General features: G+C 39.1%; 13 protein-coding genes. 4 read left to right on the top strand and 9 right to left on the bottom strand.

The genetic code is table 11. The features are described 5' to 3' along the window. Nucleotides 1-42: 42 nt before the first annotated feature. From AC27H3_RS03970 to AC27H3_RS03955, 4 genes are all read right to left on the bottom strand, one after another. Nucleotides 43-1023, bottom strand: a complete 981-nt coding sequence (locus AC27H3_RS03970; RefSeq protein WP_487103883.1) for a cobalamin biosynthesis protein CobD/CbiB — start codon at nucleotides 1021-1023, stop codon at nucleotides 43-45. Next, nucleotides 1023-1733: a 5'-methylthioadenosine/S-adenosylhomocysteine nucleosidase gene (gene mtnN / locus AC27H3_RS03965; RefSeq protein WP_487103881.1), complete on the bottom strand. Its 711-nt coding sequence runs from the start codon at nucleotides 1731-1733 to the stop codon at nucleotides 1023-1025. The genes AC27H3_RS03970 and mtnN overlap by 1 nt, the downstream gene beginning before the upstream one ends. A gap of 132 nt (nucleotides 1734-1865) precedes the next feature. Continuing rightward, nucleotides 1866-2525: a DUF2726 domain-containing protein gene (locus AC27H3_RS03960; RefSeq protein WP_085301005.1), complete on the bottom strand. Its 660-nt coding sequence runs from the start codon at nucleotides 2523-2525 to the stop codon at nucleotides 1866-1868. Between the two features lie 172 nt (nucleotides 2526-2697). Further along, a complete protein-coding gene (locus AC27H3_RS03955; RefSeq protein WP_487103879.1) occupies nucleotides 2698-3330 on the bottom strand; it encodes a dUTP diphosphatase in 633 nt (210 codons plus the stop codon). A 187-nt stretch (nucleotides 3331-3517) separates the two neighbouring features. On the opposite strand from AC27H3_RS03955, the gene AC27H3_RS03950 reads away from it, so the two are divergent. Then, nucleotides 3518-3811 (top strand): DUF2956 family protein, encoded by a 294-nt coding sequence (locus tag AC27H3_RS03950; protein WP_487103988.1) that lies wholly within the window; start codon nucleotides 3518-3520, stop codon nucleotides 3809-3811. Nucleotides 3812-3938: 127 nt separating this feature from the next. On the opposite strand, the gene ctlX is transcribed toward AC27H3_RS03950, so the two are convergent. Continuing rightward, on the bottom strand, nucleotides 3939-4826 hold the full coding sequence (ctlX, locus tag AC27H3_RS03945; RefSeq protein WP_487103986.1) for a citrulline utilization hydrolase CtlX: 888 nt from the start codon (nucleotides 4824-4826) through the stop codon (nucleotides 3939-3941). A 189-nt stretch (nucleotides 4827-5015) separates the two neighbouring features. Here ctlX and AC27H3_RS03940 point away from each other — a divergent pair, with 189 nt between their 5' ends. Next, the gene (locus AC27H3_RS03940) at nucleotides 5016-5435 is read left to right on the top strand and encodes an Lrp/AsnC family transcriptional regulator (protein WP_487103984.1); all 420 of its coding nucleotides are present in this window, start codon (nucleotides 5016-5018) and stop codon (nucleotides 5433-5435) included. 63 nt (nucleotides 5436-5498) lie between these two features. Here AC27H3_RS03940 and AC27H3_RS03935 read toward each other — a convergent pair whose 3' ends face one another. From AC27H3_RS03935 to AC27H3_RS03925, 3 genes are all read right to left on the bottom strand, one after another. Next, a complete protein-coding gene (locus AC27H3_RS03935; protein WP_487103877.1) occupies nucleotides 5499-6785 on the bottom strand; it encodes a hypothetical protein in 1287 nt (428 codons plus the stop codon). Nucleotides 6786-6857: 72 nt separating this feature from the next. Then, nucleotides 6858-7745: an outer membrane lipoprotein-sorting protein gene (locus AC27H3_RS03930; RefSeq protein WP_487103875.1), complete on the bottom strand. Its 888-nt coding sequence runs from the start codon at nucleotides 7743-7745 to the stop codon at nucleotides 6858-6860. Nucleotides 7746-7773: 28 nt separating this feature from the next. Further along, nucleotides 7774-10254, bottom strand: a complete 2481-nt coding sequence (locus tag AC27H3_RS03925) for an efflux RND transporter permease subunit (RefSeq protein ID WP_487103873.1) — start codon at nucleotides 10252-10254, stop codon at nucleotides 7774-7776. A 259-nt stretch (nucleotides 10255-10513) separates the two neighbouring features. On the opposite strand from AC27H3_RS03925, the gene AC27H3_RS03920 reads away from it, so the two are divergent. Further along, the gene (locus tag AC27H3_RS03920) at nucleotides 10514-10831 is read left to right on the top strand and encodes an ArsR/SmtB family transcription factor (RefSeq protein ID WP_487103871.1); all 318 of its coding nucleotides are present in this window, start codon (nucleotides 10514-10516) and stop codon (nucleotides 10829-10831) included. Nucleotides 10832-10847: 16 nt separating this feature from the next. Here the strand turns inward: AC27H3_RS03920 and AC27H3_RS03915 are convergent, their stop codons facing one another. Next, complete coding sequence (locus tag AC27H3_RS03915) at nucleotides 10848-11867, bottom strand: GlxA family transcriptional regulator (protein WP_487103869.1); 1020 nt, start codon at nucleotides 11865-11867, stop codon at nucleotides 10848-10850. Between the two features lie 130 nt (nucleotides 11868-11997). On the opposite strand from AC27H3_RS03915, the gene AC27H3_RS03910 reads away from it, so the two are divergent. Continuing rightward, nucleotides 11998-13893 (top strand): beta-ketoacyl synthase, encoded by a 1896-nt coding sequence (locus AC27H3_RS03910; protein ID WP_487103867.1) that lies wholly within the window; start codon nucleotides 11998-12000, stop codon nucleotides 13891-13893. The last annotated feature ends 156 nt before the right edge of the window (nucleotides 13894-14049 follow it).

Genomic DNA, 14049 nt, shown 5'->3' with positions numbered 1-14049 from the left:
TCTTTAATTACAGGCGAACGAGCTAACTATTTCGTTTTAATGTTATTGAATAACACCAGAGATAGCATAAGAGGTAACAGCTAGAAGTAATACCAATAAAAGTAACAGATAGAGGGCATAATTTACCCGTTTACTGGCATGAATAATATCAGTGGCTTGCGGTTGTCTCGCGTGGTCATTAAAGCTAGCTTTGCGCACCTTGCTACCGCCATACATGGCAACACCACTGAGCTTTATTGCTAAACCTAAAGACAATATATGCAATAAAATACTGTTATTTGTTTGGAAAAATTTACCACGTATTAAACGCCAATAGAGCAAAGTATTTTGCCCTACAGTACCGAGTAAAATAACCAAAGCAAATATTCGCGATGGTAACCATTGCAGTAAATTTACAATATGGTTAATCGCAGCACCAAAGTGTACAAAACGATAAATTTTTATGTTCCATGCGTAATGCATTTCTAATAATAGTCGAAACGCTAATGCTGCTAATGGTCCAAAGAAAATAAAATAAAAACCAACACACACTAACAGTTGCGAACTCTTTAATACTTGCATTTCAATACAAGCTTTACTTATCCCTAATGGTGACATTTGTTCAGTATCGCGCAATAAAAGTGGGGCTACTTTCTGTTTAGCTTGGTAGGTATTGTTGGCAACTAGTTCGCGAGCAATGGCTTTATTTGTTGTTGTTAAGCCAAAGTTTCCTAAGGCGAAATAAAGTAAAAACGCTTGCCAAAGCCATTGTATTTCAATGAATACTTCAAATAACCACAAAATAGCGACTATCGGTAGTAAAGTAATGAGTATGGCGATTAAGCCTGAAATATTTTGTTGGCGCGCACTGTTACTCGGTTTACTTACTTTATCAGCCAGGCGTTGACAATAAAAATTGAAAAAAGCTAAGGGTTGTTGAGTAATAAACTGACTAACCAATGCTTTTAAAGCGATCACTAATAATAAGGTGATCACCGCAGAATACAAATACGGGCTAGTTAACATATTACTCAGGGTTTGCATTAGTTTAACGACTTTTCTTTTAGCGCATCAAGCATGCTGATAACTAACTTTGACGAGTTAACTGAGGCAGTTTCTAAATATGCTTCAAAAGATGTTGGAGACTCTTTTCCTGCAATATCAGACATTGAGCGAATCACCACAAATGGCGTATTGAATTGATGACAAGTATGCGCAATAGCGGCGCCTTCCATTTCAACAGCGGCCATGGTAGGGAAGTTGGCTCTAGCTTTCGCTATATCGTCATCTTTCGTCATAAATGTGTCGCCAGTGGTAATTAACCCGATTAAGGTTTGTACGTTTTCAAGCGAGCTTATGCCTATTTTTGCTGCTGCAACCAATTCTGGATGAGGAATATATGCGGGCGGGTTAGCGGGTAGTTGACCAATTTCATAACCAAAAGCGGTTACGTCGACATCGTGATAACGCACTTCTGAGCTAATAACAATATCGCCGACTTTAAGTGACTGTTCAAAACCACCTGCAGAACCCGTATTTACAACATAGTCAGGCTGAAATTTATCAATAAGTATTGCTGTTGCTAATGCAGCCGCAACTTTACCAATACCCGATTGTACAATCACGACTTCAGAGCCATTTAATTGTCCCTGATAAAAGGTATAACCTGCATGTGTTGATGTTTCGCAATTGTCTAATTTTGCTTTTAAAATGGCAACTTCAGGCTCCATTGCGCCAATAATACCTGCTTTCATTAATGTTAATCCTGTAAAAAATTTTGACGACTACAATGCGCCAGAGTTGATGGGCGGATTATAGCGCGACTTTTGCATATCAACAAAAAAAGCAGACTTATCTGTCTGCTTTACATGCGATGAACTACTTTTTTAATGAGGCAGTGCAGCGGCTTGATTTGCTGAAAGTTGCCCAGCTAATGCAGGGGTATCTTTTGTTAACATAGCATGCGCAGCTGTAGGCGATAATGCGCCAGTAGGTCTTGGGCGAGCTTTTACTAAAGGCGCAGGAATAATTCGGCCTTTTACTTGCGGTGAAGGTGCTTTATTACCTAATATTCGACTGTTAATACAAGCACGAATTTCATCTATGGTGTAATTGGCTTTTACTTTAATGCGAATATGCGGAATGGCTGCAGCTTCAAGTGCACCACTAACAAACCAATCTTTTTTAACTTTATAACCTTTGCCTTGTGTATCGACTAAATCTATTACGCCAAGCATCTTCATGCTGTCGCGTTCGCAAATTACAAAGTCTAAATACTTGCTATGAGCATTATTTGAGGCTGTTTGCCCTGCGCGTTTTGATACGCCATTACGAACGCTAACAATATCAGCTAGCTTTACACGATTGATAATACGGTATCTTGAGCCCATTGCTTGCTCAACAAGGTTTTGAAAGTTTTTTTCTGCGGGGGTAAATAGTGCAGTTTTACGATCGAAAGGAAAGGGAAAGCTATTATCGTTCAAGCGGCTCGCAAGCATACCAACAATAACAATTAGGCTGATCATGGCAAATAGAATAAGTTCCATATACATCTCCGGCAGTTCAATTTCTTGACGTTTATCTTAGTTAACTTGATAAAGCAAAAAATGAGCCAGAGATGATGCCACTAACACGTTAGTGAGTTAATAATAGTGATTATCGATATTGCTTTTATTAACTCACTGATTTTAAATGGTTAGTTTTCTAACTGATAAGAAGCTACTTTGGGTATTTCGCGGCTAATGCGCTATAAAGCTGTTGCTGAAAGTCGTCAGCACTCGTGTCGAGTGTAGTAACCAAGTTAGCTAGTACTTCGTTGTCTTCTTCACCGTGCCATATTTTGATGTAGCTGCCTTCTTTATAGCCATGGTCTTGACGGAAAAAGTTTAACGTGTTTTTTCCAACATATTGACGAAAAAGCTCATCTAAATCCATTGCCATTAAGCGCATACAATCAGCAAGTGCAATAGCATTAAATGCTTTGTCAGTGACGGCTGCAGAAGCAAGGCTTTCTAAGGCGATTTTAAAGTCTTGTTGGCCGCTGCTTTGGGTTAATTCGGTCGCTAAAGTTTCGGTAATGCTTTCTATTGAATCACCAGACATTAATCGTAAACTTAAGCCAAAATGGAAAATATCGACTAACTCTAATTGTACCTGAGCAACGTCAATTTCTTGGTGTTTCCACCATTTCCAACCGTGATGATCTAACATTTCGGCACACTCAACCCAAATGGCACGATACCATTCGTAATTGTTATCTCGCCAAGTCTCGCTAACACGTGAATTCATGGCATCTTGCATGGATAACATTTGGGTAATTTGGTTTTTTGCTGTGCTTAGTAAATCGCTCATGGTTTTCTCTATTCTAGTCAATTAGGTGGGTGATCAATTTTGGCTGTTGCAAGAATAAACTAATAAGCATTGGGGTTAAAGTCTTGTCCGATTAATGGCATCATATATTCATTAAAATTTATGTTGAGGTTCGGTTTTGACAGCACAAGTTACAGGTAAAGTTTCTAACGAAGTACAAAGTGAAGCAATGCGTATTGCTAAAGGAACGCAAAAAAAGTCACAAACCAAAGAGCAAACCAAATTAATTGCTCAAGGTATTGAAAAAGGTATAAGCGAGTATAAGAAACAACAAAAAGCAAAATCTCGTGAACGTGATAAACAGCGTAAAAAAACTGTGGCAGCAAAAGCTAATGCTCAAGTAACAGAGTCCACACCATTAGATAGCCAACAACAAGACGTAACTATGGGTAATAAACTTCTGAGTGTTTTACCTTGGCTGTTGTTATTAGCGAGTTGGGGGTATTTTTTACTGTCAAATTAGCTCCCGATTAACTCGCTAAGTTTTGCACCATTATCTTAATTACAAATATTAATAACAAAACTTAATGGCAAAAGACGCGTTTTCGCGTGTTTTGTATTGCTGCTATTGCTGCGCCTAAATAATACTTTTAACGCGGCGATAAATGAATACCCGCTATCATGCAACGAATAGAACCACCGGCGAGTTCTATGGTACTAACGTCAATCGGTACAAGCTTTGCACTTTTCTCTATTAACTTGCTTTGCTCAGTGGTTAAAGCATTATAGGCCGTTGTTGATAAAGCCAAAATTCGGCCATTAGAAGATTTTAATTCAATAGCGTTACCGCAAAAATGAGAAATTTGCGCTTCGCTCAGTTCAATAACGTCACGACCTGATGCTTGAAAGCGTTGAATAATTTCTTCTCGTCGCGGTGTGTTTGTGATCATACTCGGCGCCATTAAAACAAACTCTGTGGCAATACACATTAAAACGTTGGTGTGATAAACACTTTCGCCTGCGCTATTACTGGCATCAAACAACATAGGTTCATAATTAAAGTGCGTGCAAAAACGTTCAAGTGCTAATGAGTTAGCGCGTTTTGACTGCACGGCATAAGCAACACGATCAAGATGATCAAGTACCATGGCACCAGTTCCTTCGAGATAAATATGGTCTTGCTCTAATCCTGAGTAATCGACAATGTCTTGTACTCGATAGCTTTGCTTTAGCATGTCTATAATGTCGCTTCTTCGCTCTAAACGACGGTTTTGTGCATACATAGGATAAATAGCAATATGGCCACCACTGTGCGTTGAAAACCAGTTATTTGGAAACACTGAGTCAGGCGTTTGCGTACTTTCATCTTCAAACATATGTACTTTTATACCTTGGCTTTCGAGTATTAATTGCGCTTGGCTGATTTCTTTATAGGCCAACTCGGCAATGCGCTCAGGCGATTGAGTTAACTCAGTTGCCTGAAAGCTATTATCTGCCATGGTTTCTGGGTTTGGGAGGAAGTGATGCAGCCTGATCATGACAACACTGCTAGGCGCTTGTGGATTTATAATGCTCAACGGAGTTTTCTCAATTAAAACGAAAGTAAGTCGGTAGTGTAATTTTAATTTTTGTTAGTTAAAATGCCATTGTTACTATATTTTTGCGTTATTTTTTATCATTTTGTAAGGTTTAAATGTCATTATGTCAAATTCAGCCTAAGACCCTATCTGCACGATCAATTAGACCAACAATTAATTTCATTATTACGTGAAGATGGCAGAGCATCGGTGTCAACTTTGTCTAAACAATTAAAAGTATCACGCGGCACAGTACAAAATCGCATTGAGCGTTTAGTATCGTCGGGGGCTATTTTAGGCTTTACGGTTAGAGCACATGAGGCGATAGAGGCGGGGTCTGTAAAAGCTATTATGCTGATAGAGGTTGTTGGCCGTTCAACCACACAAGTTATTAAGGCACTAAAGGGCTTACCTCAATTGACTAAGTTACATACCACTAATGGCTCATGGGATTTAGTGGCTGAGCTTCACACCAGTAACTTGATTGAGTTTGACCATGTATTAGCGCAAGTTCGGATGATCGAAGGCGTACTCAATAGCGAAACCAGTATTTTATTAACCTCGGCTTAGTTACATGGGCTTAGCTCCACGGCCTTGTTATTTATTTAGCTTGATGAGTTTTAGCTTTAAAAATTAATACTGATAACGCGCGCTTAACCATGCATTGGTGTTGTTTTCGAGTTGCCCGAAAAAAGAAAAATCATTTCTACCAAAAAACACATTCGCGCCAGTACTAAATAACCATTGATCATTGTATTGATAATTAACTGAAGGTTTAAGGTAACCGTCTTTATCGCTAGGAGAATAAAAGGCAAACATTGAATAGGTGAGTGTTTGTCTTAGGGCGCGATAGTTTAGACGTAAAGTTAACAAATGACGATTTTCAGCCACACGTTGATCAGGTGTTTGGCTGTTGGCTTTCAATGCTTGATAGTGCTTAGTTCGCTCAAGATAATACTGCATACTGGCCGTTAAATTTTTTGCTAGCTCTCGTTCATAGCCAATTAAAAGTCTATGTTGGCCATTGGCGATCATATCATTCGTACCTTGATTATCTTCAGTGCTGTTATAGCTAGCGTACTCTGCATTGAAAATACCGCCTTTAAAAGGTGCTGATGCGCTAACTCCCCAGACATTAAGCTTTGGAAAATAACTTTGGTATTGCGAACTAACTTGGCTTGAAAGCTTCGTACCTTGTGGTGTTGGCCAATAACCTTGATAGCCATATAACGCAACTTCAACATTATTTAGCTGAGTTTTTAAGCGAGCTGACCATTGTGATTTATGATTTTTTTCGACTGAAAATCCATTAGCAGGGGCAATTATTTGCTGCACTTGTGGCGAATAAAATGAGAAGCGCTCGCCGTTAATATAGTTGTCTGAGGTAAATTCAGGTGTCCATACTAAGGAAAAACTCACCGCCTTATAAAACCAGTTAGTTCTGACACTGTTCGTTGGTGCCTTTAAGTATTCATCAGCGCGGCCAGAAAAAAATGACTGCCAATCTTTGGCAAATAAATCGTTGAGGAATAAGTAATCTCCCGTGCCCCAGGTTAATACTTGCCGACCTGCTTTTATGTCGACAAAACTAAACGGGCTGGCACTCAGGCTAAGCTCTCGGGTTTGAAAAATAGTTTTTGCGAGCACGTGGTCATAATAACTGTCGAGCTTGCCTGTGGCATCGAATAACTCATGGCTGTAGTCAATATTTACTCTAGCTCTTACTTCGCTAAGCGATGTGCTCTTTTGGCTAACATTAGCTTGTAAAAACTGCCCGTGAGCTGCTTCTATAAAACCTGTTACTTGCCATGGTGAAGCTTGCGGCTCATCTGCCCATTCGTCTGCCCAGTTATCGTTATTGGCATTGCTAGCACTTTCGCTATTTGCACTTGCGTTTACACTAACAAGTATCAACAACACATTAAGCAGTAGCGCTTTAATTCTCGCTAAATTACTAATAATCGTTCACCTTCTAAAATATTGCGTAAGTGACTAGTCTAACCACGCTTTTGGCGGTGTGCGCATACTGCGTTCACTGAAAATATTGTCAGGTAAGCCAAGGTTATATTTTACATTACGAAATTGCATTTCGGTGTAGCTGTTATTGTTCAGGTTAGTAATACGCGACTTTACTACAGTAGCAATGCCGTCAATTTCTTGCACTTGTAGTACTGTCATTTTGCGAATAGCACGATCGTTGTGATCATAATAAGTTGTTTCTATTGGGAGGGAATTCTGCTTATCAATTGTGACAACATAGTGATTAAACTCAACACTTTGTGGATCTTTTGGGATAGCTTTAATGGTATAGGTGCTGCTATCTTCACTGTCTAATGAAAAATTATCTTCATTAGGATTACGACCTGAAACATCTTCATAGTAAAAGTGCGAGCCAACAAAAGACGTACGTTTATCGCCAGCCGAAATACGTTTTACTAGGTCAAGTGCGGGTAAAAACAACCAACGATTGTCATCGCTTTGTAGCTGTTTTTCTACTCTAAATACCGTGTCTTTAACGTTACTTGGTTTTGAAAAAAACACCAACATCGTTTGATCACCAAGGTCTTGCACATCTTTGCGTAAAATGGTGAATTGTCGCATTTGGCGATTACCGTTTTCATCAACAATAATCATACGCGCTTCAGCACTGCCATCTTCGCCAGCATAATAAGAAGCGAGATTCGCGCGGTCTATTATATTTTTAACGGTTAAATTTTCGGTTTTATTCGTTATATTTATTGGCGTAGTTTTTATTGCTGAAATTTTACTTTCTTCAGCATGTAAGTGGCTTTGGCAGGCCAGAAATAAACTCAAAGTTAGCCAAAGAGAATGGCTATGCTTTATTGCTTTTATCATTTTATTACTTAATTTAATGCTCATAATATTGTCCTTATAAATTCGCTCATGCTTAACCGGCTTGGCGCTTAGTGGTTAACGTTAGTAAAGCTGGCAGCAATACTAAGGTCACTAAGGCAGATAAAATCATAATACTCGCTAAGAAAAAACCTACGGTGATATAAGGCATAAGCGGTGATAATAACAAAGGCGTAAAGCCAACCGCGATTACAATGGCATTGCGAGCAATAGCACGACTTGGCTCTTGAAACATCGCGCTTAAGGCGACACGTAGACTTTGCTTTTCAGCTTCAAGCTCGCGCACGCGTTGAATAAAATGTATAGCAAAATCAATTGATAAACCTAAAGTTAATGCGGATAAAACTGCAATGGGCATGTCATAAGCTTTACCAAACCAGCCGACTAATCCGTAAATCATGGTGATAGTAAAGGTCAGCGGTAACATGGCTAAAATACCGTACTTTACTGATCTAAAGAGCAACATCATCATGATAAATACAATCACAAAAGATGAAAGTAGGCTGTCTATCATGCCGCTAACCATAGCATCTTGCCAAACAACATTAAGGTATGATTTTCCTGCCCATTGATGCTGAACATTCAGTGGCGGCGGATTCTCGCTAATATAGGTATCTACCCAGTTAACTACCTTAGCCATGTGCTGATTGTCTCCGCTGGTCATTTGCAGCCAAAGCAGTGTGCGTTGAAAATCAGGGCTGACAAAGTGCCATAAATCTTGTGGGCGATGCGAAGATTGAAACTGCAACAAGGTTTGCGCGACTCCATTACTGCTACTTGGGATCATGAAATCTTTATCTTCGCCAGAGTTAAGTTCGCGATTTACTGTGCTAATAATATCGGTCAAGCTGTTTACCTTGCCTACATCACCATTATTAACTATAGCGCTTTGCAAATCAGCTAACCAATTTAACATCGCCGGGTCAGTAAATATTTTTTGTGAATTATTCGCCTGTTCGCTAATGTTATAAAGTTGTTCGAGCCAAGCTTGTTCCTCAACGTTAGCTGTAAAACTAAAGTCATCAAGTAGCATTAATAAATCTGCTGTGAAGAAGCTGTTTTTTAGATTTTTTTCACGCTTTAGCCATTGTTGATGAGCTTGTAAAATGGCTGTTTTGGTTGCGCCGTTATTCGCCGTATCAAGTATGCTATTAAAATTGTCTAGGGCAACTTGTTGTTGCAAGTTGTTATTACTAAAGACGAGCCATGCGTCATAGGTGCCGGCAAAGTGTTCATTAAGTACTTTATCGGCAATACGTATTTCATGATCTGCTTTGAACCAATTTACTGGGTTGTCGTTGATAATAATACGGTTAACACCCACTAAGCTGAGCACAAAAAAGGCAATAAAAGTGATTAAAATAAGTTTGGTTCGTTTAACTGAAAAAGCGCCTAGCTTTTCTAAACTGCTTGCTAATCGACCTTTTTTCTCCATCAGCTGAACGGCGCGTTGTAATTTAACTAATGTTTCGGGTTTCATACGAGCGATGTACGCGGGTATAAAAGTAATGGTTAATACAAAGGCCAATAAAATTCCGCTGCCGATGAAAGCGCCAAATACTTTCACTGGTGGAATAGGTGTTAGCATGAGTGAATAAAAGCCAACAGCTGAGGTAATTGAAGTAAATAACATTGGCTTGTATAAATGGTCCATGACTTTTTTTATGGTTTTTGAAGCATCATCGCCGGCTTTAAAGCGGTCAGCAAACTCTGATAAAATATGGACTGAATCGACCACCGCAATCGGCATTAAAAATATCGCGATCATTGACGACATAATATGCACGGTAAAACCAAAGCCAATTAAACTGCCCATAATAATTAATACTGTTGCCATGGCAACGATCATAGGGGCAATAATTAATGCAATATTACGAAAGAAAAACCAAAGTAAAAAGAAAATAGCTAAACCGGCAAGTGGCGCCGCTACGCCCATTTGTACAAACATTTCGTAGCCAAATTGATCTTCAGCAACGGGTAACCCTGTTATATGAAACGCTAAGTCGCTTTGTGTCACAGCTGAAATGTTAGTCGCTAAAGCTCGAATTTGCTCTGCAATAACATAGCTTTGGTCTTTAGAAATAATCGGTACATATATAGCAATAGCTTTGTCATCGCCAGAAACTAAGGTGTTACTTAACATGGGTAAGCGTTTAACGGCTTGCTGAATTTTTTCGCTTGCTTTTATTGTGGTGGGTGCTTGCTTCATAAGGTATTCGAATTGAATACCTTGACTAATTCCCTGCGCGTTGGTTAATTGACGAATATTATCAACAACGGTTAATGACAATAAATCGGAGGAGATAACGCCCTCTATTTTTAAAATATCGTCAGTTAATTGTTCGACTATTTGTAATGTGTTCGGGCTAAAAATTGTAGTATTGCTGACTAAACCCACGACGATCATATCGCGCATTAAAAAATCAGTTTTTATTTGATTATGAAAAATACGGGCAGGCGCTTCTTGGCTCAACATATTTTCGGGGTCGGTATCAATAATAATTTTTGGCAACATCGCTAGACTTAACAAAGTTATCAGTAATACTATGCAATAAATTACCAAGGGTTTTGTGATGGCAAAATTCAATATTCGTTTGTAATTCAAAACTTTTCCTAACCTCGATTGTTGAACAAAATATACAGGGCAAGTTATATTAGATAAATGTAATGTACTTTTATATTAGCAGTATCTAATGTAATATCCAACAAGAATTAAATTTAAGTGTTTTTTATAGCTAAAGTTAGCTTTTACAAACAATAACAGTGAGTGGTGTATGACAGAGTTAGCAGCAATTGATTTAGCTGAAATGCGAGCTAATGCAGGGCAGGCAGCTGATGTATTAAAAGCAATGAGTAATCAAAATAGGCTGTTAATTTTATGCCATTTGGGTGAAAAAGAAATGTCGGTAACTGAGCTAAATAACTTTGTAGATTTAAGCCAATCAAGTTTATCGCAGCATTTAGCAAGGCTACGCCAAGACAAGTTAGTGAAAACACGACGTGAATCACAGACTATATTTTACAGTATCGCTAATCCTTCGGTGGTGAAATTGATCAGTTTTTTACACAGTGAATTTTGTAAGCAATTATAATTAACCGATGAAAAGTTTAATCATGACTAAATAGTTTTTTCCTCACCATAGCGCGGTATGCTTTTGGCGTAATACTTAAGGTTTTCTTAAAAAGCCGAGTGAAATTTGCTTGGTCTTGGTAGCCCACTTGAAACGCAATTTCTTGAATCGATAAATTACTCGCAGCTAATAGCTCTTTTGCCGTTTGTATTTTTAGTTTTTGCCAATATTGTGTGGCATTAATACCAGTTGCTAGTTTAAATCTGCGGGTAAACGAACGCTGACTTATATCAAATTGCTGAGCAATATCATTTAAGGTTAATTCAGAGTTCAGATTGGTTTTCAGCCAGAATTGAATTTGACTAATTAATTCGTCAGGGTGGCGATCAACCGCTCCCTCCAAATAGCGTTGTTCTTCATAAGGTTTTCTTATTTCATGAGAAAAATTACGTTCTACTTGTTGCGCGGCATTTTGCCCATAAATTTGAAATATAATATGAACTACAATATCAGCTAAGGCATTAACACTGGCTGCGCAATACGTGCGTTCAGACTGGGTAATAAAAAAGTCAGGCTTGAGATCAACTTTTGGGTAATCACGTTTAAATTGCTCAACATAATGCCAATGGGTGGTAGCGGGGTGGTAATCTAAAATTCCGGCTTCAGCCATCAGGCACACGCCGGTTCCGCCACCTATTAATGTAGAGCCTTGTGCCCAAATATGACTCAACCATTTTAGCATTTTGGGTTGCTTAGCTATGGTTGGTCGAGGGTTACGCCATAAGCTAGGAATAAATGCAAAATCAGGGCGTTGAGCATGTTCAATGTCAGTATCGGGCATGAGTTTAATTAAAGCGCGTGTAGATATTGGCTGTATGGTTTCGGCAACCATTTGAATGGATAATCGAGGTGCATTACGGTTTTCTTGTAGCGCAACAGCCTCACCTGCTCTGAGCATCTCTACGGGTAAACTAACACTAGTGGTTAACATATGATCATAAACGAGCAAAGCAATGTTAATGGCGTTGGGTTTACTACGTTTAAGTTTTACTTTCATTATTATATGATGCTCTTTTATAGTTTGGCTATTTTGACATGTTTTATGGCTGTTTGTGCATATTATTTTTTTACGTTAACTCTTACACTGGCGTCATAAATATTAAGTGTTAATTTTAAAGAGATTTTTCATGACTGCGTTACCTATTATTATTGGCATGGGTGGCATTAATGCCGCTGGTAGAACATCATTTCATCAAGGCTTTCGCCGTATTGTTATTGATAAATTGAATGCTGAAGCTCGCCAAGAGACTTTTGTTGGCCTAGCAACATTAATGAATTTGTTAACTAGCCAAGATGGAAAGTTAATTGATGCTGAAGGTAGTGCGGTTGATAAAGCGAACGTTGAGCAGCGTTTCGGTGAAGAAATTTTAGCAGGTACTTTGATCCGTAAGATTGAAAAAGAACATTTTGATCCTGACGCAACACCTTGGCAGCAAAAGCTGACTATGGATGTTGGCGTTAACGGTATTGTATTTGAAACCCGTGCGCGTGATTTACCCAGCCCACTTCCACGCTCTTGGAGCGTAACTGAACTTGCAGATAAACGTGTTCGTGTTGAAATTGCTGGCGAAATTGAAGTTAAGCATGACTCAACTCGTGATAACCCAATAAAAGCCGCGGGACAATTTCCTACTGGTTTTAAACCGGCAAGCCTTTATAACAGTCGTTACCAACCTCGTGGTTTACAAGCCACTATTTTTGGCGCTGCCGATGCTATTCATTCTACGGGTTATAGTTGGAATGAAATTGTCGATAGAATTAGCCCAGATGAAATTGGCACTTACTCCGCCTCTGTATTTGGACAAACTCAAGCCGAAGGTTTTGGCGGTATGATGCAGAGCCGACACCAGGGTGAGCGTGTATCAACAAAGAATTTAGCGCTTGGTTTAAATACCATGTCGACAGACTTTATCAATGCTTATGTTACCGGCAGTGTTGGTACAACATTCACGTCTACCGGGGCATGTGCAACTTTTCTTTATAATTTAAAAGCCGCGGTACAAGATATTCAAGCGGGTCGTATTCGTTTAGCTATTGTTGGTAGTAATGACTGTGCAGTAACACCTGAAGTTGTTGAAGGCTTTGGTAATATGAGCGCATTAGCGAATGAAGAAGGCTTGAAAAAAATTGATGGTAATGGTGTTGCTGACCATCGCCGCACAAGTCGTCCATTTGGCGATAACTGTGGTTTTACTATCGGCGAAGCCGCTCAGTTTATTATTTTAGTCGATGATGAATTGGCACTTGAATTAGGTGCTAATGTTTTAGGATCAGTGGCTGATGTTTTTACTAATGCTGATGGCATTAAGAAATCGATAACAGCGCCGGGACCTGGTAATTACATTACTATGGCGAAATCGGTTGCTTTGGCTAAGTCTATTGTTGGCGAAGAAGCCGTTCAACAACGAAGCTTCATTCTTGCGCATGGTTCAAGTACACCGCAAAACCGTGTTACTGAGTCATTAATTTACGACCGAGTAGCGAAAAGTTTTGATATACATAATTGGCCAGTAGCAGCGCCAAAAGCTTTTGTTGGTCATACCATTGGCCCAGCAAGTGGCGATCAAGTGGCAATGGCCTTAGGCGTGTTTGCTCACAATATTATGCCGGGCATTACTACGATTAATAAAGTGGCGGATGACGTTTATAACGAGCGTTTAAACATTGCCACCGAGCATTGGTATTGTGACAATATGGACATTGCCTTTATCAACTCTAAAGGTTTTGGTGGTAATAACGCCACAGCAACTCTATTGTCACCTGCTGTAACTCTAGCTATGATGGAAAAACGCCATGGCAGTGAAGCGATAGCAAGTTATCATGCTAAAGCTGATGTTGTAGAGCAAGCGAGAATTAAATATCAAGCGCAAGCTGACAATGGTGACTTTCAAATTATTTATCGTTTTGGTGATGGCACGTTGATGGATGATGATCTTAACATTACTGATGAAGACATTAGTGTGAACGGGTTTGCGAATAAAATTGTGTTACCGACAATAAATCCATTCGCTGATATGACTTAACTATTATCATAGCTCAGTTAGTTTTCTTTAAAGCCCTGCAATAGTATTGACAGGGCTTTTGTATTTAATGCACTATAAAACCTCACAAAAAAATTCCCAGGCTGAAAGTAACCCAAGATAATTGCTTTTTAGGGTTTTACTGTTTAGCACACTTTT

It is taken from the genome of Colwellia sp. NW0002-52-1, from assembly GCF_057550865.1.
Note: the sequence above shows the minus strand (reverse complement) of the source record. Positions and strands in the feature narration are given on the sequence as shown.

Coding starts and splice junctions, on each gene's coding strand:
- AC27H3_RS03930 (WP_487103875.1), bottom strand. CDS start 7,745: ATGAGCATTAAATTAAGTAATAAAATGATAAAAGCAATAAAGCATAGC.
- AC27H3_RS03950 (WP_487103988.1), top strand. CDS start 3,518: ATGCGTATTGCTAAAGGAACGCAAAAAAAGTCACAAACCAAAGAGCAA.
- AC27H3_RS03920 (WP_487103871.1), top strand. CDS start 10,514: ATGACAGAGTTAGCAGCAATTGATTTAGCTGAAATGCGAGCTAATGCA.
- AC27H3_RS03970 (WP_487103883.1), bottom strand. CDS start 1,023: ATGCAAACCCTGAGTAATATGTTAACTAGCCCGTATTTGTATTCTGCG.
- AC27H3_RS03915 (WP_487103869.1), bottom strand. CDS start 11,867: ATGAAAGTAAAACTTAAACGTAGTAAACCCAACGCCATTAACATTGCT.
- mtnN (WP_487103881.1), bottom strand. CDS start 1,733: ATGAAAGCAGGTATTATTGGCGCAATGGAGCCTGAAGTTGCCATTTTA.
- AC27H3_RS03955 (WP_487103879.1), bottom strand. CDS start 3,330: ATGAGCGATTTACTAAGCACAGCAAAAAACCAAATTACCCAAATGTTA.
- AC27H3_RS03925 (WP_487103873.1), bottom strand. CDS start 10,254: ATGTTGCCAAAAATTATTATTGATACCGACCCCGAAAATATGTTGAGC.
- ctlX (WP_487103986.1), bottom strand. CDS start 4,826: ATGATCAGGCTGCATCACTTCCTCCCAAACCCAGAAACCATGGCAGAT.
- AC27H3_RS03960 (WP_085301005.1), bottom strand. CDS start 2,525: ATGGAACTTATTCTATTTGCCATGATCAGCCTAATTGTTATTGTTGGT.
- AC27H3_RS03910 (WP_487103867.1), top strand. CDS start 11,998: ATGACTGCGTTACCTATTATTATTGGCATGGGTGGCATTAATGCCGCT.